This is a genomic window from Amycolatopsis plumensis (genome assembly GCF_042652605.1).
Lineage (GTDB): Bacteria > Actinomycetota > Actinomycetes > Mycobacteriales > Pseudonocardiaceae > Amycolatopsis > Amycolatopsis plumensis.
The window spans coordinates 442679-465780 of record NZ_JBHSJY010000001.1 but is presented as its reverse complement, the minus strand read 5'-3'; the positions used below and the strand labels follow the sequence as shown (position 1 = coordinate 465780).

Sequence of the window (23102 nt, the reverse complement as noted above, 5' to 3'; positions counted from 1 at the left end):
GGCTACCCTTCGGCCGCGGACCGGGCCGGGTCTTCCAGCCGGTAGCCGTGCCCGCGCAGGGTGGCGATCCGCGGCACCTCGTCGTCGGGCCCGGCGGCCGCCGAGAGCTTGCGGCGCACCGCCGCGATGTGCACGTCCAGCGTCTTGGTCGAGCCGTACCAGTGCGCGTCCCAGACCTCGGACATCAGCGTCTCCCGGCTGACCGCCACGCCGGGCTGCTCGGCGAGCCGGGCCAGCAGGTCGAACTCCTTGGCGCGCAGCACCACCTCGCGCCCGCCCAGGGTGGCGCGGCGGCCGGCGATGTCGACGGTCAGCCCGGCGATGGTCACCGGGGGCCGGGCTCCGGCCGGCGCGCCGCGCCGCAGGTGCGCCCGCACCCTGGCCAGCAGCTCGCCCAGCCGGATCGGCTTGGTGAGGTAGTCGTCGGCCCCGGCGTCGAGGCCGACGACGACGTCCATCTCCTCCTGCCGCGCGGTGAGGATGACCAGCACCGCGGCGGGCAGCGCCGCCCGCAGACGGCGGCAGACCTCGACGCCGTCCAGGTCGGGCAGGCCGAGGTCGAGTAGGACGAGGTCGAATTCGCCGGGTTCGGCGGCCTGCAGGGCGGTCCGCCCGTCGCGGCACCAGCACACCTGGTGACCGTGCAGTCGCAGGGTCGATTCGAGCACGCTGCCGATCGCGGCGTCGTCCTCCACCACCAGCAGGTTCGGCATGCGGGAAGCCTAACCAACGACCCGGCGGATCCCGGACGGCTGTGGCCTATTCCGTCCGTGTCCCGAGGCCGATCTGCGATATCCGCACCGAAGCGGCGGTGACGGCTTCGGTGAACGCAGCGACCTCGCCGGGGCCGAACCGGCTGCTGGGCCCGGTGACCGCCAGCGCCGCGAGCAGCCGGCCGTCGCCGTCGTGCACGGGCGCGGCGACGCTGGACGCGCCGGGCTCCGGCTCGTCGTGGGTGACCGCGGCCCCCTCGGTGCCGTCGAGGACCCGCCCGGCGGCCCCGAAGCCGAGCGGCAGCTCGTCGCCGACGCGGCCGACGTGCCGGATCGCCAGCGGTCCCTCCTGCTGGGCCACGCAGACGAGCACGGACGTGCTGCGCACGTACAGGTTGACCGTCTCCCGGCACTCCCCGGCCAGCTCGCGCAGCACTTGGCGGACCGGCTCGGGCAGCTGCCACGCCGTGTTCGCCAGCTGCGCCCAGCGCAGCATCCCGGGCCCGACGGTGATCCGCCCGTCGGGCCGCGTCCACAGCAGGCCGCGCTGCTCACAGGTGGCGACCAGCCGCAGCACGGTCGTCTTCGCGAGGCCGCTGGCCGCGGTGAGGTCCTTGACGGCCCAGGTCCGGCGGTGTTCCGTGAAGAGGGCGAGCAGGTCGAACGCGCGGAGCACGCTCCGGACCGATCCGTCTTCGTCTGTCTTCACGAGCGACCCCATCCGCCTGGTGGTCCCAGCGTACCGCCAGGCGGACCAGATCGGGGTAGGCGTCGCCCGAACGCCCTAATCGCCGGATGAGGGCAGCCGCCACCGATGCAGTGAATGACTCATTCCTGGCGTCCGACGCCAGGAATGAGTCATTCACTGCGTTTCCACCCGGGCGGACCGGATCAGGCCACGTGTCGCTCGAACGCCGTAACGGTCTCCGCGAGCACGTCCCCGCCGGGCCGGGCCCACAGGTCCGCGTTGAACACCTCGACCTCGATCGGCCCGGTGTAGCCCGCGGCTTCGACGGCCGCGCGCAGCCGTCGGTGGTCGATCGGGCCGTCGCCGGGCAGGGCGCGGCCGAGCAGCGGGTCCGGGAGCGGCACCAGGACGTCGCACACGTGGAACCCGGCGATCCGGCCCGCGGCCGCGGCGATCGACTCCTCGATCCGCGGGTCCCACCAGACGTGGAACTCGTCCACGATCACGCCGACCTGCTCGGCCGGGTGCTCCGAGGCGATCTTCAGCGCCTGGTCCACAGTGGACAGCACCGAGCGCTCCGCGCACTGCATCGGGTGCAGCGGCTCCAGACCCAGCCGGATCCCGCGTTCCCCGGCGTACGGGGCCAGCGAACCCACCGCGTCGGCGACCCGCTGCCGGGACGCGGCGAGGTCGTTGACCGCGATCCCGCCCACGACCAGCACGAGCACGTCGGCGCCGAGCGCGGCGGCTTCGTCGATCGCCTCGCGGGTCTGCGCCACACCGTCCACAGGGGACCCTTCCGGCGTCACGCCGGTGAAGAACCCGCCGCGGCACAACGACGACACCCGGACCCCGTGCTCCTTGAGCAGCCGCGCGGCCTCGTCGACGCCGGTTTCGGCGACCTTGTCGCGCCACAGCCCGATCCAGCCGACGCCCGCCTTGGCGCAGCCGGCCACCGCCTCGGGCAGCGACCAGGACTTCGTGGTGATCTGGTTGAGACTCAGCCGGGTATCCATCACGCGACCCCCGCGACCTGCAGCAACGGCCGCATCCGGGCCTCGGCCAGGTCGGGGTCGGCCAGCACGCCGGCCTCGTCGGCCAGCCGCAGCAGCGTGGCCAGGTGGGTGATCGTGCGGGCGGACTCCTGCCCGGCGATCATCCGGAAGTGGTCCTGGTGGCCGTTGAGGTGGGCCAGGAACACCACGCCGGTCTTGTAGTGCCGGGTCGGCGCGCGGAAGATCTCGCGGGACAGCGGCACGGTCGGGTCGAGCAGCGCGCGAAACCCGGTGTGGTCCCCGTCGTCGAGGCGGCCCAGCGCCGCCGCGGCGACCGGGGCGAGCGGGTCGAAGATGCCCAGCAGGGCTTCGCTGTGGCCTTCGCCGTCCCCGGCGATCAGCGAAGGGTAGTTGAAGTCGTCGCCGGTGTAGCAGGCGACGCCGTCCGGCAGCGCCCGGCGGAACTCGACCTCGACGTCGGCGTCGAGCACCGACACCTTGACCCCGGCGATCGTGGCGGCGTGCTCGGTGCAGAGCGCGGCCAGCTCACGGGCGCCGGCGCGGACGTCGTCGTGACCCCAGTAGCCGGCGAGCGCCGGGTCGAACTGCTCGCCCAGCCAGTGCAGCAGCACCGGCCCGCCCGCCTCGGACAGCAGCTTCCCGTACGCCGCGTGGTAGTCGTCCGGACCCGTCGCCGCCGTGGCCAGCGCCCGGCTGGCCATCACGACCGGGACCGCGCCCGCGCCGGCGACCAGGTCGAGCTGCTCGCGCCAGGCGTCCACAATGGACGCCACGGTGGCCGGTCCCGGCGGCAGCTGGTCGGTGCCGACGCCGGCACACCAGCGCCGCCCGGCCGCCACCGCCCCGGTGCGGGTCACCAGCTCCCGCGTCGTCGCCCAGTCGAGGCCCATGCCGCGCTGCGCGGTGTCCATCGCCTCCGCGACGCCGAGGCCGCAGGACCAGAGGTGCTCGCGGAAGGCGAGCGTCGTGTCCCAGTCCACGGCGTAGGGCTCGTCGGCCAGCGCGTCCGCGACGACGTGCGCGGCGGCGTAGGCGATGCGCGAGGTCGGTGGCGTCTTCGGCGGCGCCGGGGGCCGTGGCCCGGACGGCGACCAGTTCAGCAGCTCGCCGCCGGGGGCCGGGAGCACGAGCATCGAGGACCTCCGGAAGGGTCAGAAAGCGCTTTCTCAACCCACGGTAGGGCCTGTGCCGCGCCGCGACAAGGCCCGGTGGGGTCAGCGCTTGGGGCGTCCGGTGCTTTCGCGCAGGACGACTTCACCGGACAGCCGGACCGTCCGCGGCCGGGTGCCCGCGGAGCCCTTGATCGCCAGGTCCATGGCGCGTTCGCCGAGTTCCTCCAGCGGCAGCCGGACCGTGGTCAGCGCCGGGGCCAGGTCGCGGACCACCGGGATGTCGTCGAAGCCGGCCACCGAGATGTCGCCGGGCACGGACAGGCCTTCCTCGCGCAACGCCGTCAGCGCGCCGATCGCCATCACGTCGGTGACGGCGAACAGGCAGGTCGGCAGCTTGCGCTTGCGGCCGGCGAGCAGCCGTTTCGTCGCCTCGTAACCGCCGTCCCGGCTGAACGCGGCCTCGACGACGTCCTCTTCGCGCAGTTCGATGCCGTGCGCGGCGAGCTCGCCGGAAAATCCGGCCAGCCGGTCGATCACGGTGCTCAGCCGCCGCGGCCCGGCCAGCACGGCGAACCGCTTGTGGCCGAGGCCGACGAGCTCCTTCGCCAGCGCGGCGGCGCCGCCCTTGTTGTCCGGCTGCACGGTGTCGATCTTGAGCCCGCGGTGGCGGCTGACCGCCGCGACCTGGCCGCCGCCGCGGCGGTAGGGCTCGAGCTCGGCGGCCATCGCGCGTTCCCACGCCCGGTCTTCGAACGCCGAGCCGATCAGCAGGATGGCGGCGGCCCGCTGCGCGCGCAGCGTCGAGACGTAGGCGACCTCGCGGTCCGGGTCGCGGAACGTGCCGGCGAGCATGACGAGCAGCCCGTTGTCGGTGGCCACCCGCATCACCCCGCCCGCGATGGCGGCGAAGTAGGGGTCGCTGACGTCGTGGCAGATCACGCCGACCGTGCGGTGGGTGCCGCCGGCGAGGGCCTGTGCGTGCGCGTTGGGGGCGTAGGCCAGTTCGGCCGCGGCGGCGGACACCCGCTCCCGCAGGTCGGCGCGGACGGACGCGGTGCCGTTGAGCACCCGCGACGCCGTCGCGAGCGAGACGTTCGCGCTGCGTGCCACGTCTTCGAGTGTCACGTGCGGCCGGGCCTTCATGGCTGGCTCCTCCAAGATCGGTCTCGAGTGTCTCGGCGTGCTCGGTCGGTGCAATCTACTGGGAGGAGGGTGTGTCCCGAGAAGCCGCTGCTCGGGGGACCTCCCCCGAACGAGTGAAATCGTTCGGGAAGATCGCGCGCCGCGGGTTTGTTGGAAACAAGGAGAACCTTCAAGTAGTGAGCCCGCCACTGCTGACCCACGCGAAAGGAACCACGCATGCTGTTCGGTGACGAGCACGTCCGCCGCTACGAGGAGACCGACGGCGAGGTCGGTCACGACTGGCAGGAAGGCGTCCCGACATTGGTCTTGACCACCAAGGGCCGCAAGACCGGGCAGGAGCGCAAGTTCGCCCTGATCTACCAGGAAGTCGACGGAAACCCGGTGATCGTGGCCTCTAAGGGCGGCGCGCCGAACCACCCCGGCTGGTACTTCAACCTCCTCGAGCACCCGGAGGTCGGCGTCCAGGTGAAGGCGGACAAGTTCAAGGCCCGTGCCCGCACGACCTCCGGTGAGGAGCGCGCGAAGCTCTGGGAGAAGCTCGCCGCCGTCTGGCCGGACTACAACGAGTACGCCAAGAAGACGGATCGGGAGATCCCCGTCGTGGTGCTCGAGCGGCTCTGAAGTTTTTCGCTGTGATCTGCGCCGCGTTCGGCGCGGACGGGGGCCGATCCGGCCGGTCGTGGGCTACGAATGACACCCATGGACCGCTGGACCGCCCTGGACACCGAAGGTGAGCTGCTCACCCGACGCCAGATGATCGCCTACGGCCGGCGCTTCGCCCGCGCCGGCCGGGGCGCCTGGTACAGCTTCGCCATCGAGGTGGTCTGGCAGTTCCTCGTCCAGACCACCCGGTTCCGGGTGCGCGGCTCGCACCACATCCCGAAGACCGGCGGCGTGCTGGTGGCGTCGAACCACCTGTCGTTCGCCGACCCGACGACGCTGACGGCGTTCTGCCTCGCCGCCGGGCGCGTGCCGCGGTACCTGGCGAAGGCCTCGCTGTGGAAGCTGCCGGTGGTCGGCCGGGTGATGCGCTCGGGACGGCACATCCCGGTCTACCGCGGCGCGGCGACGGCCGCGGAGGCCTACCGCGACCTGGTGGCGTCCGTGCGGGCGGGCGAATGCGTCGCGATCTTCCCGGAAGGCACCTTCTCGAACGACCCGGACGGCTGGCCGATGCGCGGCAAGACCGGCGTCGTGCGGGCCGCGCTGGAGACCGGCGCCCCGGTGATCCCGGTGGCCAACTGGGGAACCCACCACCTGCTGCCGTCGACGGCGAAATTCCCACGCGGATTGCCGCGCAAGACGGTCGAGCTGGTCGCCGGGCCGCCGGTCGACCTGTCGGACCTGCGCGACCGGCCGCTGACCCGCGAGGTCCTGGAGGAGGCGACGGCCCGGATCATGGGCGAGGTGACGTCGCTGCTGGAGTCGATCCGCGGCGAGGAGCGCCCGGCCGCGGCCTGACCGCCGAAAATTGTCGGTGGTGGGTGAGAACCTGCCCGCATGACGATCTCCGGGCTTTCGTACGAGCGGGTTCCGGTCGGCGACGTCGAGCTCAACGTCGCGCAGGGTGGCGACGGGCCACCGGTGGTGCTGCTGCACGGTTTTCCGCAGACCCACCTCGCCTGGCGGCACGTGGCGGCGTCGCTGGCGCGCGACCACCGGGTGATCTGCCCGGACCTGCGCGGCTACGGCGGCAGCGACAAGCCGCCGGGCGACTACTCGAAGCGGCGGATGGCGGCGGACGTCGTCGAGCTGGCCGGCGCGCTGGGGCACGAGCGGTTCGCGCTGGCCGGGCACGACCGGGGGGCACTGGTGGCGTTCCGGGCGGCGCTCGACCACCCCGAGGCGGTCAGCCATCTGGCGGTGCTCGACGTGATTCCGGCGGTGAACCTGTGGGAGTCGCTGCGGGGCACCGACGGGGTCTTCGCGTTCCACTTGTTCCTGCTGGCGTACCCGCCGCCGCTGCCGGAGCGGATGCTCGCCGCGGCGCCGTCGGAGTTCTTCGGGCACTTCCTGGACATCTGGACGCGGGAGGCGGGCGCGATCCCGCCGGAGGTCCGGGCGGAGTACCTGGCGGCGGCCTCGACGCCGGAGGCGATCGCGGCGGTGTGCGCGGACTACCGGGCGAGCGCGACGGTGGACGCGGAGCACGACGAGGCCGACCGCGCGGCCGGGCGGCGGCTGTCGATGCCGGTGGCGGCGCTGTGGCAGCGTCCGGCAGGCGAGCTGCCCTTCGACCCGGCGGCGGTGTTGGGCTCGTGGGCGCCGGACCTGCGGACGCACGTGCTCGACTGCGGCCACTTCCTGCCCGAGGAACGGCCGGAGGAGGTGGTCGAGGCGCTGCGCGGGCTGTTCGCGGCGTGAGGGCCGGGTCGGTGCGCCGGAGCGGGGGCCCGCTGCTTGGCTCCGGTGGAGCGGCGTCGTTGAGACCCACCGGTGTAGTCGGCCATCCCGATGCCTCAAGCCTCTCGGGCCGCGCGGGCCGCTCCGAGGAAGCGGCCGCTCTCACCTGCGGTGCACCGGACCGCGTGAGGCCCGGGTCACCCCGCCGAACGCTGCTCGGAAGGGTAGTTTCGAGGCATGAGTGCACAACACTTTGATGTCGTCGTGCTGGGGGCCGGGGTGGGCGGCTACGTCGCGGCGATCCGCGCGTCCCAGCTGGGGCTGAGCGCCGCGGTGGTCGAGGAGAAGTACTGGGGTGGTGTCTGCCTGAACGTCGGGTGCATCCCGTCGAAGGCGCTGCTGCGCAACGCCGAGCTGGCGCACGTCGTCACGCAGGAGGCGAAGGCGTTCGGCATCTCCTCCGACAGCCCGATCAAGGTCGACTACACGGCCGCGTACGAGCGCAGCCGGAAGGTCGCCGAGGGGCGCGTCAAGGGAGTGCACTTCCTGATGAAGAAGAACAAGATCACCGAGTTCGACGGGCACGGCACGTTCGTCGACGACCACACCCTCGAGGTCAACGGCTCGCAGATCACGTTCGACCACTGCATCATCGCGACCGGCGCGACCACGCGGCTGCTGCCGGGGACTTCGCGCAGCGAGCGGGTCGTCACCTACGAAGAGCAGATCCTCACGAGCGAGCTGCCGTCGAGCATCGTGATCGCCGGCGCGGGCGCAATCGGCGTCGAGTTCGCCTACGTGCTGCACAACTACGGCGTCGACGTCACGATCGTCGAGTTCCTCGACCGGATGGTGCCGCTGGAGGACGCCGAGGTGTCGGCCGAGCTGGCGCGCCGGTACCGCAAGCTCGGCATCAAGGTGCTGACGTCGACCCGCGTCGAGTCGATCGACGACTCGGGCTCGTCGGTGCGCGTGACGGTGTCCTCGGAGAAGAACGGCGAGCAGGTCCTCGAGGCCGACAAGGTCATGCAGGCGATCGGATTCCAGCCGCGCGTGGAGGGCTACGGCCTGGAGAAGACGGGCGTGGCGCTGACCGAACGCGGCGCGATCGCCGTGGACGGCCGCGGCCGCACGAACGTCGAGCACATCTTCGCGATCGGCGACGTGACGGCGAAGCTGATGCTGGCGCACGCGTCGGAGTCGATGGGCATCGTGGCGGCGGAGACCATCGCGGGCGCCGAGACGATGGAGCTCGACTTCCCGATGATCCCGCGCGCGACGTACTGCCAGCCCCAGATCGCCAGCTTCGGCTGGACGGAGGAACAGGCCCGCGAGAAGGGCTTCGACGTCCAGGTGGCGAAGTTCCCGTTCACCGCCAACGGCAAGGCCCACGGCCTGGGCGACGCGGCGGGGTTCGTCAAGCTGATCAGCGACGCGAAGTACGGGGAACTGATCGGCGGGCACCTGATCGGCCCGGACGTGACGGAGCTGCTGCCGGAGCTGACGCTGGCCCAGCAGTGGGACCTGACGGTGCACGAGGTGGCCCGCAACGTCCACGCCCACCCGACGCTGGGTGAAGCGGTGAAGGAAGCGATCCACGGCCTCGCGGGTCACATGATCAACATGTGAGCTTTGGCTTGCCCTGACCTGCTGGGGCGCAGGTCAGGGCGAGTCCAGGCTCGGCTCGAGTCGCCAGGCTACTTTTGCGGCAGCCGTGCGGCGTCGGCGACGAGGGCAGTGAAGCGGAGGTGTTCGTGGATTCGGCGGACGACTATCGAAGCTACGCAGACCGGGTGGTCGTCTCCATTCGGTTTGCCTCCATGCCTGTCGATGAATACGTGGAAGTAGTAGTCGAGATCGAGGCGCCAGGCGCGGCCTGGCATCGAGATTGGCTTGTCGGTGAGTTCGAGTCGGTCCCGCAGAGGCAAGAGCTTCCCTATGTGATCAAAGTTCAGGAAGATCGGCATGAGTGGGGCGCCTCAGCCGCTGTCTTCACGGTGATCCTCTACCTCGGCGGAGCAGCGGCTTCCGGGGTGGTCGGCAATGCTGCCTACGACGCTTTGAAGGCAGTCGCGAAAGACATGGCCGGCAGACTGCGTGCGGCCGACACCGGTAGCGCTGCGCCGCTCACGGAGTCGGAAGCCATTGAGCGTTCCAAGGTTCTGATCTCCGCTCGTTTCGACGAGCCGCTGGGCGGTCTTGAGCTTATCTCCAGCGAGATGAGGTTCCCGGACCATGCGAGTGTGAGCTTCCAGGGTGAAAGTTGGCATTACGACTGTGATCTTGCTCTTGAGGACGGGCTGGTTTCGTTCAATCGAGTCGCGCGTCGCCGACGCTGAGGCGAGCGACGGACGTCAAGGTGGGGCCTGTTCGCCCACGTCGGTTTGCAAGCGGTCCCGGAGGCATGATCAACATGTAGGGACGTCGAAGCGGAGCTCCGGCCGGTCCCAGCGAACCTTCGGCGGGTTCGCCGGGATCGTGCCGGTGCGCCGCGCGCCCATCCGCACGTAGAAGGCGAAGGCGGGCGGATGCGAGACGACCCGCACCGACTCCAGCCCCCGCTCGCGGGCTTCGGCGAGCATGTGGGTGACGAGGCGCGCGCCGATGCCGAGCCCCTGTGCGGCGTCGGCGACGAAGAGCAGGTCGAGTTCCGCGGCCATGAGCGCGTAGAAGCCGAGGATTTCGCCGTCCCGGGCGGCGATGAAAGTCGCATTGGCTTCGACGTACCCCGGTGTGACGGCGTAACCGTCCAAGATGGACGCATATTCGCCTTGGTACGCCGCGGAAGCGTGCATGAGCGCGGTCAGGGCGGGCGCTTGGTCCGGCGTGGCGCGGATGATCTCGATCTGGCCCATGTGCGCCAGCCTACGATGGAGCCATGACGGATTTCGAGCGGCTCCGGACCGTCCTGTCGCGCAACGAAATCCTCGTCGAACTGCTGCATCGGGCCCGGGAGTTCGACCTGCCCGGCTGGTACCTCACCGCCGGCTGCGTCGTGCAGACCGTGTGGAACGTCCTCAGCGAGCGTGCCGCGACACACGGCATCGAGGACTACGACCTCTTCTACCACGATCCCGCGGACCTGAGCTGGGCCGCCGAAGACCGGGTGATCCGCACGGTCGCCGAGGCCTGCGAAGATCTGCGCGTCGACGTCGAAGTGCGCAACGAGGCGCGCGTGCACCTGTGGTACGAGGCGAAGTTCGGCACGCCGTGCTCGCCCTTCGCGAGCACCGAAGCCGCGATCGACGCCTTTCCTGCCGTCTGCTCGTGCGTCGGGGTGCGGCTCGAGCCCGGCGGAACCTGGCGCTTCTACGCGCCCCACGGCCTCGACGACCTCTTCGCGATGATCGTCCGGCCGAACCCCGTGCTGGCGCCGCGGGCGGTGTACGAACAGAAAGCGGCCCGGTGGCGGAGCCGGTGGCCGGAGCTGACCGTCTTGACTTCAAGGTAACTCGAAGTTCCACACTGGGCGCCATGAAAGCCGTAGTGTTCACCGAATTCGGCGGGCCCGAAGTGCTCCGCGTCGTCGACCTGCCGGAACCGCACGCCGGGCCGGGGGAGGTCCGGGTGCGGGTCAAGGCCGCCGGGGTGCAGCCGTTCGACGCCGCCGTGCGGGCCGGGTGGGAACCGCCGCACCTGAAGCTCACCTGGCCGCGGGTGCCCGGAAACGAGTTCGCCGGCGTCGTCGACGAAGGCGAACTCGAAGCCGGGACCGAAGTTCTCGGCTTCACCGCCGTGCAGGCCGCCGCCGAGTACATTGTCGTCCCCGCCACCGATGTCACGCCGAAGCCGCCGGAGATGCCGTGGGAGGTGGCCGGTGGGTTCACCGCCGGTACGCAGACCGCGTCGATCGCGCTGGAGGCGCTGAACCTGCGGGCAGGGGAGACGCTGCTCGTCCACGGCGCCGCCGGATCGGTCGGCACCGCCGCCGTGCAGCTCGCGAAACTCCAGGGCGCGCGGGTGGTCGGCACCGCGAGCGAGGCCAACCAGGACTACCTGCGCGAGCTGGGCGCGACCCCCGTCGTCTACGGCGATGGGCTGAAGGACCGCATCGAAGCCGCCGCGCCGGAGGGTGTCGATGTCGTACTCGACGGCGCCGGGGGAGCCGCCCTCGACGTCTCACTCGAACTGGTGAGAGTGCGGGACCGGATCCTCACCCTCGTCGACCACGACCGGGCCGCGGAACTCGGCGTGCTCGTCTCGAAGTCCGGACGCTCGGCGGCGCGGCTGGCCGAGCTGGCCGCGCTCTACGCCAAGGGTGACTTGCGCTTCACCGTGCGCCGGGCCTACCCGTACACCGAGGCCGCGGCCGCGCATCGGGAAATCGAGACCGGGCACGGCCGGGGAAAAATAGTTCTCACGTTTCCCTGAGTGACCCGCTTGTTCCAGCATGTGGACCCGTAGCCGTTCCCGACTTTGGTCGCTGGAATCCGGTCCGGTCACTCCTTAGATTCTCCCCATTACACCCGGTCGGGTGGCGGAGTACCACAGGGAGACATCGATGGTGAGATTCAGCCGGGTCGCCGCGCACGCGGTTCCGCTGACGGTCGGCGCGCTGCTGCTGACGACGGGGGTCTCGGCGGCGCAGCCGTCCACGGTGGACGCGGCGGCCGCGCGCACCGAAGCGGGCATCAGCGCGCTGCAGAGCATCAAGAAGAGCCTGAGCCCCGCGGAGCGCAAGCAATCGAGCCAGCTGGTCGTCGAGAAGCGGTTGCGGGCCGACCGGTCCCTGGCCGCGAAGCTGCCCGAATACCGCTCCGGCGTCGGCGTCAGCGCCACCGGCACCGTCTCGGTGGACATCGCCGCCCACGGCACGGCCGTCGCGAACGCCGTCACGGCGGCGGGCGGTGCGGTCCGGTCCGTCTCGCCGGACGGCGCCGTCCGCGCCGACCTGCCGCTGTCCGCGCTGGACGCGATCGCCGGCCGGGCCGACGTCGCCGAGGTGAAGCCCGCCGCGCAGGCCACCACCTGGAGCGAGCCGGGCAACCGGGACGCGCGGAAGGCCGTGGCCGCGCAGGCGGCCGCCGCGACGCAGGTGTCCGAGGGGGACAAGGCGCACGGCGCCGACACCGCCCGCGCCACCTACGGCGTCAGCGGCTCGGGGGTGAAGGTCTGCGTGCTCTCCGACGGCGTCGACTCCCTGGCGAAGTCGCAGGCCGCCGGCGAGCTGCCCGCGGTGGACGTCCTGTCCGGGCAGAAGGGCAGCGGCGACGAGGGCACCGCGATGCTCGAGATCATCCACGACCTCGCGCCGAACGCGACGCTCGGCTTCGCGACCGCGTTCACCAGCGAGGCCAGCTTCGCCGCGAACATCCGCGCGCTGCGCAGCACCGGCAACTGCCGGATCATCGTCGACGACGTCTCCTACTTCGACGAGTCGCCGTTCCAGGACACGCAGGTCGCGCAGGCGGTCAACGACGTGACCGCGGCCGGCGCGCTCTACTTCTCCTCGGCCGGCAACTCGGGCAACGCGACCGACGGCACCAGCGGCTACTACGAGGGCGACTTCCGGGCCTCGTCGTCGAAGATCAGCGGCGTCACCGGCACCCCGCACGACTTCGACCCGAGCAGCACCACGCAGAACTTCGACGCGCTTTCGGCGGGCTCGCTCGGCCGCCCGGTGACGCTGTTCTGGTCCGACCCGTGGGGCCGCTCCGCCAACGACTACGACCTGTTCATCCTGAACTCCTCCGGCAGCGTCGTGGCCTCCAGCGAGAACGCGCAGTCCGGCTCGCAGAACCCGTACGAGATCGCCTCCGTGCCCACCAGCGGCTCCGGCTACAAGGTCGCGGTGGTCAAGTACAGCGGCGCCGACCGCTTCATCGCGCTGAACGTGATCCGCGGCCGGTTCGTCGCTTCGGGCTCGCTCAAGGCGTTCAGCACCAACGGCGTCACGAACGGCCACTCGGCCGCGGTCAACGCGTTCAGCGTGGCGGCGGCGCCGGCGGCGGGCGCGTTCACCCGGCCCCTGGAGACCGGTGACCCGGCCAACCCGGCCGGCCCGTACCCCGGCCTGTACTCGGCGTCGAGCAAGTGGGAGCGGTTCTCCTCCGACGGCAAGCGCCGCCTGTTCTACAACGCCGACGGCTCGGCGATCACCCCGGGCAACGTCTCCTCGACCGGCGGCACGGTCCGCAACAAGCCGGACATCACCGCGGCCGACGGCGTCGCCACCTCGGTGACGGGCTTCCAGCCGTTCTTCGGCACGTCGGCGGCGGCCCCGCACGCGGCGGCGATCGCGGCCCTGCTGCTGTCGGGCAAGCCGACGGCGACCCCGGCCCAGATCCGCTCGGCCCTTCTGTCGAGCGCGATCGACTTGGGCACGCCCGGCTTCGACACGGTGACCGGCACCGGCGTGATCATGGCCGGCCCGGCACTGGCGGCGCTGGGCGTGGCGGCCAAGTAAGTCCCCGTTCGCGAAAAGGGCCCGGCCTGCGCCGGGCCCTTTTCGTTAGGGTCGTGGGCATGGCGAAAACGGCGGTGGTCACCGGAGCGGGCTCGGGCATCGGGCGGGCGGTGGCCCGGGCACTCCTCGAAGACGGCTACCAGGTCGCCCTGGCCGGGCGGCGCGCTTCCGCGCTCGAGGAAACCGCGGAGGGCTTCGAGAACGCGCTCGCCGTACCCACCGACGTCGCCGACGAGCAGGCCGTCGAGGCGCTCTTCGCGGCCGTGCGCGACCGGTGGGGGCGGCTCGACCTGCTGTTCAACAACGCCGGGATCGCCGCGGGCGGAACCGTCGCCGAGCTGTCCGTCGAAGACTGGAAGCGGACCGTCGACGTCAACCTCACCGGGATGTTCCTCTGCGCGCGGCAGGCCGTGCGGCTGATGAAGGACCAGGACCCGCGCGGTGGGCGGATCGTCAACAACGGCTCGATCTCCGCCCACGCGCCGCGGCCCGCCAGCGTGGCCTACACCGCCACCAAGCACGCCGTCACCGGGCTGACCCGGTCGATCTCGCTGGACGGCCGGGCCTGGAACGTCGCCTGCGGCCAGATCGACATCGGCAACGCCGCCACCGAGATGACCGAGCGGATGGCCGCCGGCATCCCGCAGGCCGACGGCCGCATCCTCGCCGAGCCGACCTTCGACGTCCGGCACGTGGCCGACGCCGTGCGGTACATGGCCGGGCTGCCGCTCGAGGCCAACGTCCAGTTCCTCACCGTCACCGCCACGACCATGCCGTTCATCGGCCGCGGCTAGGGGATCACCCGCGCCTTCCGGAACTCGTCGAACAGCCGGTAGAACATCTCTTCCGTCTCCACGTACTCGTGGAACCCGGCCCGGCGGGACTTCGACGTGTCCGCGAACACGTCGTAGTCCCAGCCGAACACGAAGTCGCCGAACGCCCACGACGCCGAAACGTCCGCGTAGGACGCCGTGAGGCCGTGTTCCGAAGCCATGTGAGTCCACAGTGGACCTTTGTCCGCCATGACGTCGGCCAGCGACATCCGCAGCGGCGGTGCCACGTCCAGGTCGAAGTACGCCGCCAGTTTCGGCCAGAGCTCGCGCCAGCGGAACAGGTCGCCGTTCGCGATGTTGAAGGCGCCCTGGTGGCCGGTGGCCCAGACCGTCGCCGACGCGAGCAGGCCCGCGTCGGTCATCTCCAGCAGACTGTCGTACGCACCCGGCTGGCCCGGGAACCGCAGGGGCAGCCCGAGTTCCTTCGAAATCGACGCGTACACCGCGATCACCAGCGCCAGGTTCATCGGGTTGCCGAGGGCCGTGCCCCCGACCACGGACGGCCGGATCGCCGACCACGTCCAGGAGCCCGCCCGGCGTTCGAGGAACTGCTGCTGGTCGACGTTGAACTCCGGCGGCATGTGCCCGGCGTCGGTCTCGCGCGCCGGTGTCTTGAACGGGCCGAGGTGGGCGCCGTAGACCTTGTAACCCTGCATCAGGCTGACGTGCTCGAGGCCGGGCGGGGCCGCGTCGACGAGGTTCGTCAGCATCGCCAGGTTGGGCGGGACCAGCTCCGCCCACGTCGGTTTGTCCTGGTAGGCGGCGTAGAAGAGGTGTGTGACGCCGGTCAGCGGGGCGAGCTTCGCCCGGGTGTCGGCCGGGTCGAGGAGGTCGACGGCGATCGTGCCGGGGCCGCCGCGGCGGGAGAGGCCGGTGACGTCCCAGCCGCTCGTGCGCAGGTGTTCGGTGAGGGTGCGGCCGATGATTCCGTTGGCCCCGGCGACCAGAGCTGTCTTGCGTTCCATGACTCCAGGCTCGGCTCACGCAGTCGATAAGTCCAAGGCTTAGTTGTCACCAAGTCGATAAGCTGAGTTCATGACAAGCCTCCGGCAGCTCGAATACCTGGTCACGGTGGTCGACACCGGCTCGTTCACCCGGGCCGCCGAGCAGCTGCACGTGACGCAGCCCGCGCTGTCGCACCAGATGCGGGCACTCGAGCGCGGTCTCGGCGGGCCGCTGCTGGAACGGCTGCCCCGGGCCGTCCGGCTCACCCCGATGGGCCGCGCGATGCTGCCGCACGCCCGGGCGGCGCTGGCCGACGCCGAGCGAGCGCGCTGCGCGGCCCGGCTCGCGTCCGGGACGACGGCGGGCGAGCTGCAGGTCGCCACGGTGTACTCGGTCAGCCTCGGTGTGCTGCCGCCTGCCCTGCGCGTGTGGCGGCGCGACCGGCCCGAGGTCGACGTCCGGCTGATCGAGTTCCGGCACGCCGACGAGCTGCGCGAAGCGATGGCCGCGGGCGAGGCCGACGTGGCGCTCGGCCCGCGGCCCGGCGACTGGGCGGGGCCGGTGCGGGAGCTGGGGGTGGAGGAGTTCGTCGTCGTGCTGCCCGCCGACGGCGCCGTCGAGGACGACGACACCGGCGAAGTCGGCCTGGCCACGCTCGCCGGCTGCGCTTGGGTGCACTACGCCCCGGGCAACGGCCTGGCCGAGCTGGTCGACGCGGCCTGCGCGGCGGCGGGTTTCCGCCCCCGCGCGGCGGTCCGCACCGAGCAGACGGCGGCGGCGCCGATCCTCGCGGCGGCGGGCCTCGGCCCGGCCCTGGTCCCGGCGAACGTCCTCCCCGCCCGGTTCGACGGCCGGGTGCTGCGGCCGAGCGTGCCGGTCCGGCGCACCCTGACGGCCTACACCCGCGCTGCTCCCGATGCCTTGACCGGGGCGTTCATCGAGACGCTCGCGGAGCACGTCACGGTCCAGGGGCCGGGTGTGCACTGTGAACCACCCGTCCGGCCGGTGGTCCGGCGCGGCTCGGCACCGGTAGTTTGACGTGCACCCAGGGGAGGATCCGCTGATGAGCGACGGCCCGCAGCTGCGGCAGGTGCAACACCCGGTGTCCGACGTCGGCGCGGCCGTGGCGTTCTACGCTGCCGCCTTCGGTTTCGCCGAGAAGTTCACCGACGGCGACCGGTACGCCGCGCTGGACGCCGGCGGTCTTACCCTCGCGTTGGTGGGTGCGGCCGAGGACGTCACCGGCGGTGCGCCCGCAGCCTCGATCAAGGTGGCCGATGTGGCCGCGACGCTCGACGCCGTGGTGCGCGCCGGTGGCTCCGTCGTGCGGGCGCCGGAACACGGGCCCCACGAAACCCGGGCCGTGGTCCAGGACGCGTGGGGTAACGCGGTCATCGTGTACGGCCCGCGCTGACACGCGCCGACCGGCCGGCAGCGATCACCCCAGGGTGACTTCTCCGGCCGGGGTCCGCAGCGTCGCCTGCAGAGAAGGTTTCGCCGCCTGCCGCACGGCGACGCAGTCTGCCAGGTCGAGCGAGGCCAGGTGCCCCCGCACCATCTCGGTGTCGGGGTGCGACACGACCAAGGACACCAGGTGCATGCCCTTGGTGGACAGCTCGGCGGCGTACGCGTCGGTCTCCCACTGGACGAGGAACGGGATGACCCCGCCGAACCCCTGTCCTTCCGCGGGGGCCGCTGCCCGCCAGGCGAGGTGGACGCCATCGCCCCGGTCCCGGGACATGGCCACGACCGGGTCGAACCGGCACCCGTTCGCGACGGCGGTTCGCACGGTTTCGTCCAGATCGTCCACCCGGGCCGCCCAGGTGGACAGCCGCGGCTCGGTCAGGTCGTCGATCCCCAGCGGCCGTCCGTGCGCCGGGGCCGGCAGGTCCGGGTCCGGGCCCAGCACCTCGAAGTAGGTGCGATCACCGAGATCGGCGAGGTAGTTCCGGGTACCGAGCTCGAGGTGCCGGCCGCCGGGCGAAAGACGGACCCCGAACCGCCGGTTCAGGTCGTCGACACCGGACTCGAGATCCGGTGTGGCATACAGGATGTGGTCGATCATGCCGTCTCGGCCGGTACTTCGTTCGGTTCGGTGGCCGGCGGCGTCTTCTTCGGCACCCGGACCAGGCCGAGGACCGCCACGGCGACGAGCACCTCGGCCGCGCCGAGGAGCGGCCACAGCAGGGCGGTTCCGAGTGAGAGGAACAACCAGCCGCCGACCAGCGGGGCGACCGTGTTGCCGAGACCGAAAGCGAACTGGAAACTGCCGATGTAGCGGCTCTTGAGAGGGCCGGCACCGACGACCGCGGGGTACGCGAACAGCGACGGGCCACTGATGATCTCGCCGATCGTCCACAGCAGTGTCCCGCCGATGATCACCGCCGGCACCATCGGCAGCCCGTACACGCCGACCCCGATTCCGATGAGGGCGAGGCCGATCGCGATCGCGAGCCGCATCGGCATCCGCTGTACCACCTTCGTCGCCGGCAGTTCGAGGGCGATCACCACCAAACCGTTCAGCGAAACGGCGAGCGTGTACCAGAAGACGTTCAGCTTGACCTCGTTCACGGTCAGGGGCAGCGTCGAAAGGTATTGCTGGTAAACGATGGTGTGTACGGCAGCCACCAGCAGAAAGACGACATAGCGGCGGTTCCGGAGTACCGCGAGGTAACCGCCGGGGCCGGAGCCGGCGGCGGGGTCGGGCTCCACGGGCGCGGCAATCGTCCGCACCACGTCCCGGGGTGGCAACATCACCCAGGCCAGCACCGCGTACGCGACGGCGACGATCGCCTCGGTGAGGAAGACAACCGTGTAGTGCTTGCCGTCCAGGTAGTAGAGGGCGAATCCGAGCATCGGGGCCACGGTCGAGCCGACGTTGAGGCCGAACCGCCAGATCGCGAAGATCATCACCTGGTTGTCGGCGGGGGTGAGGTCCGACAGCAGGGTGGAGGAGGCGGGCCGGAAAACCTGCGAGGTGAGGCCGACCAGCACACTGGCCACCAGCAGCAGCGGATACTGGTTCGGCACCAGCATGAACGCGATCAGCAGGCCACTGAGACCCATGCTCCCCGCGATAGTGAGACGCGGCCCGAACCGGTCGGACAGCGCCCCGCCGACGAGCGTGCCCACCACCCCGCCGGCTCCGTAGGCGCCGAGGGCGAACACGGCCTGGGCGGTCGAATAGCCGAGCGCCGACACGTAGAGGACCAGGAAGATCACGAGAAAGCCGCTGAGGCGATTCACGATGACGCCGAACATGATCGTCTTCGCCGCCGCGGGAGCGTCGCGGAATGTCGCCCAGACGCCTGGTTTCTGCGGATCGGCAGCCGCCGTCATACAACCCCCTTGCGAACCGGCGAGCGAATTTCGCCCGCGCGTACGGGATACTACCGAAGAACGGAGGTGAGGACCCCCTCCATCGCCGCACCGAAACGCGCCGGAAACGCGTGGCCCATCCCGTCCTCATAACGGAGGAAACAGTCGATCCCGCGAGTACGGGCCCATCCTGCGAAGCTTTCGCACGAGGCCACCGATGCCGGGGTGCCACCAGGGAAAATGCAGATTCGCGGCTCGATTGCGGCAACCGTTCCGAGCGGCCGCAGGTTCGGTGCGAACGCCACGGCGCCGTCCGCCGCCACGGCACCGGTGAGGGTTGCTTCGATCGCGATCCGGCCTCCGGCGCCGAGTCCGGCCATGACCAGCGGCACCTCCGGGCCGAATTCGGCCCGTGCGGCCCGCGCGACGGTCCGGACGTCGGCGACGGCCCGGTCGTGGTCGCGCCACTCGTGGACCCCGCGGGCGGCCAGCTGCGGTGAGCGCACCAGGCAGGCCGCGCACGAACCCAGTTCGGCCCACAGCGAGGCGAAGAGATCCGAGGGCGCCGGACCGTTGCCGTGCAACGAAACGACGACCGCGGACGGCGGCGCGGCCGGGCGGATGATCTCCCAGCTCACCTCGGCCCGCTCCTGCGCCGCCCGCCAGCGCCGCTCCGACTTGGCGCGGATGTCCTGGCGGTCGAGCGGCCAGATGGTCTCCAGCGCGGGATCGGCCAGCAGCTGCGGACTCCACCATCCTCCGCGCTCGACGGCGTCGGCGAGTAGCCGCAGGCCGGCCTCCGGCGCACCGCGCAACGCCATGATGCCGGCGCGGATGTACGCCGACCACGATCGCAGTTCGGGGTGCGCGGTTCCCAGTTGCGAGGCCGCCGCGTCGACCTCGGGCAGCGCCCCTTGCTCGTACGCCTCCATCAGCCGGGCGAGGAGCCGGTCGGCGCGAGAGGTCACGGCTGACGGGCGGCCCACGCGAAAAGTCCCTCCGGGTCGAATTCGGTGCGGATCGCTTCCAGCCGGGCCGCACTCGGGCCGTAGACGGCGTCGCGCACGGAATCGGCATCTTCGGCCAAGCCCGAGAAGTTCAGGTAGACACCTCCGTTGGCGTGCGGCGCCAGCGCCGTCCAGCTCGTCCGGCACCAGCCGAGGATCGCGTCGTCGAGCGCGGTGTCGCGCCACATGGCGTTGACGTTGACGTTGAACTGCGCCGTGCGGTGCGGAAACGCGCTGCGGTCCGCGGGGATGTCCCGGACGGCGCCGCCCATCGTGCGGATCACCAGCTCGGCGCCGGGGCTGGGGCATCGCGCCTGTCGGTCGAGCAGGGTCCGGATCGCGTCGTCGGTGAGCTCGTCCAGGAAATGGGACTTCATGAAAGCCCGGATCCCGGCGGGCGGGCTGGGCGACTGCTCGTAGGCGACAGTCCCGCTCACGTCGAGCAGCGGGGTGGCCAGCCGGCGCAAGGGTGCGAGCACCGCCTGCGCCTCCTCCGGCGGACCGGCGTGAACCGCGCCGACGCCGACGACAGGGGTGTCTCGCAACTCCTCGGGCACCTGGGGATACGGCGGCATACCGCGCAGGATCGCCATCGGCGAGACCGTGTCCGGCAGGGTCGCGACCGCGTCGCGCCAGGCCCGCAGCACCGAATCCCCTTGCTCCGACGAGTAGTACACCTCCGCATAGGAGACCGCCGGCCCGAGGGTGACGAGGTCGAACTCCATGCCGGTGACGACGCCGAGACCCCGGCCGCCGCCGCGCGCCGCCCAGAGGAGGTCCGGGTACTCGTCCGGACCCGCCGTCCGGACCCGGCCATCCGCCGTCACGATCTCCATCGACCGCAGGTGGTCGCAGGTCAGGCCGTGTGCCCGGGTCAGCATGCCGATCCCGCCGCCCAGGGCGAGGCCCGCCACGCCGGTGCCCGTCACGTCCCCGCCGGGCACCGCCAGCCCGAAGACCTGTGTCCCGGCGTCCAGCTCGCCGACGGTCACCCCGCCCTGCACCCGCACGACCCGGCGCGCCGGGTCGACGTGCACCGCGGTCATCGCCGACAGGTCGATCACGAGCCCGTCGTCGCACACCGCGCTGCCGGCGACCTGGTGGCCGCCGCCCCGGACGCTCACCGGCGGCCGGTGCTCGGCAGCCACGCACACCGCTTCGACGACGTCCGCCACGTCGGCGCACCGGGCGATCAGGGCCGGACGCCGATTCACCAGCCCGTTCCACACACCACGCGCGTCGTCGTACGCGGGATGCCATCGGTCGACGATCGTCCCGCCGAACCCGGCCTCGAACGCCCGGCGGAGTACGCGACCGTCCTCAGCTGTCGACATCGGCCGCGATCCGGGTCGCGACGCAGACGCCGGGCCCCCAGTCCATCAGCAGCACGTGGAAGTCCGGCTCGTCGAAGATCTCCAGCCGGAACTTGTCGACCCGGTCCTTGCTCGGCCGGACGGCCGGATCCCAGCTCGCCGACCAGATGACGTCGTCGCAGACGAACAGCCCACCCGGGGCGATCCGGGACAGTGTCAGCGCCCGCTCCTCGTACTTCGGCACGCTGGCGTCGACGAAGATCATGTCGAAGAGCGGGCCGTCGTACGCTCGCAGCCACTCGATCGCGTCGGCGTGCACCACCTCGACGCGGGAGTCGCCGGCCAGCATCTCCGTGCTGATCTCCGCCGCTTCGGGATGCACCTCCAGGGTGATCAGCCGCGCGGTGGGGTCCATGCCGTCGAGCAGCCAGCCCGCGCCGACGCCGACGCCGGTGCCGATCTCCAGCAGCAGCCCGCCCGGTTTGCTCGCGGCGAGCGCGCGCAGCAGCTGCCCCGTGTCGCGGGCGCTGGACATGTGGAAGTCCTCTTCCATGGCCCGCTTCTCGGCGACCTCGACCAGCTTCGGGACCTTCACCAGTTCGTTCACGATTCCTCCACGCCGTCTCGAACGCGGCGGCCCGAGGCCGGTGCCCGGCCGCCGCGTACATCGTTCATCCACTCCATTAGTGGCGGATAAGCCAGGCGAGCACCACGGTCGGTGCGGATGGCGTGCCCCTCGCCGTCGAGCTCCACGAAAGTGGCCTGCTGGTCCATCCGGTCGAGGTGCCTCCGCACGGCAGGCATCGGAATCCGCTCGTCCAGCTCACCGTGCGCGATGAAATAGCGCTTGCGCAGCCGGTCGGCACCGAGCGGGGCGCGGCCGGCGAACGCGACCCCGGCGAACTGGCGCACGCCGGGGTGTGCCGTGCCGGCAAGGTCGTCGTGGTGCAGGAAGCCGCCGAGGAGAGCCACCCCGGCGCACCGGTCCGACAGCTCGCCCGCGAGCGCCGCCACGTAACCGCCGTAACTCATCCCCATGGTGACGACCGGGCCGTCGGCGAGCTCTTCGATCACCACGCCCAGGTCCGCCACGTCGTCCACGCCGAACCGGACCGGTCCCTTCGGCCGGTACTCGGGCTGGCGCAGACCGCTCGAACTCAGGTTGACCCGCACGACCCGCCAGCCCTGTTCGTTCAGCGCCGTCGTGAGCGCGGTGAACTCGCCCCACATCGGGACGTGCGGGCCACCGGGGACGAAGAACGCGGTGCCGCGGCAGGCGGCCAGTGGTTCGTGGACCAGGCACGGCAGCAGCTGCTCGCCCCGCCGCACGACCACCGCGCGTACCTCGCCACCCGACGCCGGCTCCGAAAAGGAGGTGTCGTCGAGGGCCCGGAGTGTGCGCGGCAGGGTGGGTGTGCCGACCGCCGCGGCACACGTGCCGTCCGGCGCGACGGCCACGGACCGGACGGATCCGGTCGTCCCGGGTGCCCACACCGGCTCGACCCGCCCGCTCGCCCAGTCCCAGACGTACGGAACGATGCTCGGCCATTCCTCCGCGCAGAGCACGACCCGGGTGTCGTCGAGCCAGGCGGAGGACGGCAGGACGACCTTCCGCAGCGGCTGCGGGCTGAGCACCCGGCCGGTCCCGCCGGCGATGACGACGAGCTGGTAGCTGGCACCGCCGCGGATCACCGCCAGCACCGCCTCGCGGTCCGGTGACGGCGAAAGGTGCGACACCGTGGCGCCACGCGGAACTCCGATCTGCCACCCGGGGCCGGTCAGGGCCGACTTCCCGTCCGGCTGCGCCGTCACCTGGACGGGTTCGCCGGCCGCGGTCAGGACGGCCGCGTTGCCCGCCCGGCTGCGATGGGCCACGCGCCTGCCGTCCCAGTCGGTGATCCCGGATTCCTCGACGTTCTCCTCGAGCACGTCCCAGCGGCCGTCGCGCAGCGCGAGCTGCCGGCCGTCGTCGGCGTGGTGCTCGTGCCACAACACGCTCAGCCGGTCGCCGCCCGCCGACATCGGCCGCCGGATCCAGCCGGCGGGCGCCGGGAACTCGGTCCAGCGACGGGCGTCCGGGTCGAACTGTCCCACCCGGCGGTCCCCCCACGCGTCGGTGGAGACCAGCCAGCGGTCCCGGTACCAGCACACCGAATTCGGCAGATAGTCCACTTGGGACCGCCGGAACGCATCCGACAGCCCGCTGATGACGGCGTCCGAGCGGTCGGGCAGATCGGTCACCAGCCGGGTTGCTTCCGTCATGGC

At 71.5% G+C, this 23102-nt stretch carries 24 protein-coding genes; 11 read left to right on the top strand and 13 right to left on the bottom strand.

Annotation, left to right across the window (positions count from 1 at the left end; translation table 11 throughout):
• Positions 1-2: 2 nt before the first annotated feature.
• The 5 genes from ACFPLC_RS02285 to ACFPLC_RS02265 form a co-directional block, all read right to left on the bottom strand.
• Positions 3-713, bottom strand: a complete 711-nt coding sequence (locus ACFPLC_RS02285; RefSeq protein ID WP_191313646.1) for a response regulator transcription factor — start codon at positions 711-713, stop codon at positions 3-5.
• Positions 714-759: 46 nt separating this feature from the next.
• Complete coding sequence (locus ACFPLC_RS02280; protein WP_378204810.1) at positions 760-1422, bottom strand: IclR family transcriptional regulator; 663 nt, start codon at positions 1420-1422, stop codon at positions 760-762.
• A 182-nt stretch (positions 1423-1604) separates the two neighbouring features.
• Complete coding sequence (locus ACFPLC_RS02275) at positions 1605-2417, bottom strand: sugar phosphate isomerase/epimerase family protein (protein WP_378204807.1); 813 nt, start codon at positions 2415-2417, stop codon at positions 1605-1607.
• Positions 2417-3550: a dihydrodipicolinate synthase family protein gene (locus tag ACFPLC_RS02270; protein WP_378204804.1), complete on the bottom strand. Its 1134-nt coding sequence runs from the start codon at positions 3548-3550 to the stop codon at positions 2417-2419. The genes ACFPLC_RS02275 and ACFPLC_RS02270 overlap by 1 nt, the downstream gene beginning before the upstream one ends.
• Before the next feature lie 81 nt (positions 3551-3631).
• On the bottom strand, positions 3632-4672 hold the full coding sequence (locus ACFPLC_RS02265; protein WP_378204801.1) for a LacI family DNA-binding transcriptional regulator: 1041 nt from the start codon (positions 4670-4672) through the stop codon (positions 3632-3634).
• A gap of 216 nt (positions 4673-4888) precedes the next feature.
• Here ACFPLC_RS02265 and ACFPLC_RS02260 point away from each other — a divergent pair, with 216 nt between their 5' ends.
• The 5 genes from ACFPLC_RS02260 (at position 4889) to ACFPLC_RS02240 (ending at position 9354) form a co-directional block, all read left to right on the top strand.
• Positions 4889-5293, top strand: coding sequence for a nitroreductase family deazaflavin-dependent oxidoreductase (locus ACFPLC_RS02260; protein ID WP_378204798.1), 405 nt, complete (start codon positions 4889-4891; stop codon positions 5291-5293).
• A gap of 78 nt (positions 5294-5371) precedes the next feature.
• The gene (locus ACFPLC_RS02255) at positions 5372-6133 is read left to right on the top strand and encodes a lysophospholipid acyltransferase family protein (protein ID WP_378204795.1); all 762 of its coding nucleotides are present in this window, start codon (positions 5372-5374) and stop codon (positions 6131-6133) included.
• Between the two features lie 39 nt (positions 6134-6172).
• Positions 6173-7036: an alpha/beta fold hydrolase gene (locus ACFPLC_RS02250; RefSeq protein WP_378204791.1), complete on the top strand. Its 864-nt coding sequence runs from the start codon at positions 6173-6175 to the stop codon at positions 7034-7036.
• Positions 7037-7252: 216 nt separating this feature from the next.
• Positions 7253-8644 (top strand): dihydrolipoyl dehydrogenase, encoded by a 1392-nt coding sequence (gene lpdA / locus ACFPLC_RS02245; protein WP_378204788.1) that lies wholly within the window; start codon positions 7253-7255, stop codon positions 8642-8644.
• Between the two features lie 125 nt (positions 8645-8769).
• Entirely contained in the window at positions 8770-9354 is a 585-nt protein-coding gene (locus ACFPLC_RS02240; RefSeq protein ID WP_378204785.1) for a hypothetical protein, read from the top strand.
• 69 nt (positions 9355-9423) lie between these two features.
• Here ACFPLC_RS02240 and ACFPLC_RS02235 read toward each other — a convergent pair whose 3' ends face one another.
• Entirely contained in the window at positions 9424-9870 is a 447-nt protein-coding gene (locus ACFPLC_RS02235; protein WP_378204782.1) for a GNAT family N-acetyltransferase, read from the bottom strand.
• 23 nt (positions 9871-9893) lie between these two features.
• Between ACFPLC_RS02235 and ACFPLC_RS02230 the strand changes: the two genes are divergently transcribed.
• The 4 genes from ACFPLC_RS02230 to ACFPLC_RS02215 all read left to right on the top strand — a co-directional run bounded on the left by ACFPLC_RS02230 (position 9894) and on the right by ACFPLC_RS02215 (position 14215).
• A complete protein-coding gene (locus ACFPLC_RS02230; protein WP_378204780.1) occupies positions 9894-10466 on the top strand; it encodes a nucleotidyltransferase family protein in 573 nt (190 codons plus the stop codon).
• 23 nt (positions 10467-10489) lie between these two features.
• Positions 10490-11386, top strand: coding sequence for an NADP-dependent oxidoreductase (locus ACFPLC_RS02225; protein WP_378204777.1), 897 nt, complete (start codon positions 10490-10492; stop codon positions 11384-11386).
• 130 nt (positions 11387-11516) lie between these two features.
• On the top strand, positions 11517-13421 hold the full coding sequence (locus tag ACFPLC_RS02220; protein ID WP_378235673.1) for a S8 family peptidase: 1905 nt from the start codon (positions 11517-11519) through the stop codon (positions 13419-13421).
• Between the two features lie 59 nt (positions 13422-13480).
• A complete protein-coding gene (locus tag ACFPLC_RS02215; protein ID WP_378204771.1) occupies positions 13481-14215 on the top strand; it encodes an SDR family oxidoreductase in 735 nt (244 codons plus the stop codon).
• Here ACFPLC_RS02215 and ACFPLC_RS02210 read toward each other — a convergent pair.
• Positions 14212-15219, bottom strand: a complete 1008-nt coding sequence (locus tag ACFPLC_RS02210; protein WP_378204768.1) for an SDR family oxidoreductase — start codon at positions 15217-15219, stop codon at positions 14212-14214. The two genes, ACFPLC_RS02215 and ACFPLC_RS02210, sit on opposite strands and share 4 nt — an antisense overlap.
• A 70-nt stretch (positions 15220-15289) precedes the next feature.
• Here ACFPLC_RS02210 and ACFPLC_RS02205 point away from each other — a divergent pair, with 70 nt between their 5' ends.
• Both ACFPLC_RS02205 and ACFPLC_RS02200 read left to right on the top strand, forming a co-directional pair.
• Positions 15290-16237 carry a LysR family transcriptional regulator gene (locus ACFPLC_RS02205; RefSeq protein ID WP_378204765.1) on the top strand — a complete coding sequence of 316 codons (948 nt, stop codon included), beginning with the start codon at positions 15290-15292 and terminating at the stop codon, positions 16235-16237.
• A 25-nt stretch (positions 16238-16262) separates the two neighbouring features.
• The gene (locus ACFPLC_RS02200) at positions 16263-16613 is read left to right on the top strand and encodes a VOC family protein (RefSeq protein ID WP_378204762.1); all 351 of its coding nucleotides are present in this window, start codon (positions 16263-16265) and stop codon (positions 16611-16613) included.
• Positions 16614-16637: 24 nt separating this feature from the next.
• On the opposite strand, the gene ACFPLC_RS02195 is transcribed toward ACFPLC_RS02200, so the two are convergent.
• From ACFPLC_RS02195 to ACFPLC_RS02170, 6 genes are read right to left on the bottom strand one after another with little or no spacing between them, the layout of a single operon-like run.
• Positions 16638-17264 (bottom strand): VOC family protein, encoded by a 627-nt coding sequence (locus ACFPLC_RS02195; protein WP_378204759.1) that lies wholly within the window; start codon positions 17262-17264, stop codon positions 16638-16640.
• Positions 17261-18538, bottom strand: coding sequence for an MFS transporter (locus ACFPLC_RS02190; RefSeq protein WP_378204756.1), 1278 nt, complete (start codon positions 18536-18538; stop codon positions 17261-17263). The genes ACFPLC_RS02195 and ACFPLC_RS02190 overlap by 4 nt, the downstream gene beginning before the upstream one ends.
• A gap of 50 nt (positions 18539-18588) precedes the next feature.
• Complete coding sequence (locus ACFPLC_RS02185) at positions 18589-19503, bottom strand: hypothetical protein (RefSeq protein WP_378235672.1); 915 nt, start codon at positions 19501-19503, stop codon at positions 18589-18591.
• The gene (locus ACFPLC_RS02180) at positions 19482-20858 is read right to left on the bottom strand and encodes an FAD-binding oxidoreductase (protein ID WP_378204750.1); all 1377 of its coding nucleotides are present in this window, start codon (positions 20856-20858) and stop codon (positions 19482-19484) included. Before ACFPLC_RS02180 ends, ACFPLC_RS02185 begins: the two co-directional genes overlap by 22 nt.
• Entirely contained in the window at positions 20845-21444 is a 600-nt protein-coding gene (locus tag ACFPLC_RS02175) for an O-methyltransferase (protein WP_364283437.1), read from the bottom strand. The genes ACFPLC_RS02180 and ACFPLC_RS02175 overlap by 14 nt, the downstream gene beginning before the upstream one ends.
• Positions 21441-23099 (bottom strand): alpha/beta hydrolase family protein, encoded by a 1659-nt coding sequence (locus ACFPLC_RS02170; protein WP_378204746.1) that lies wholly within the window; start codon positions 23097-23099, stop codon positions 21441-21443. Before ACFPLC_RS02170 ends, ACFPLC_RS02175 begins: the two co-directional genes overlap by 4 nt.
• Positions 23100-23102: the final 3 nt, after the last annotated feature.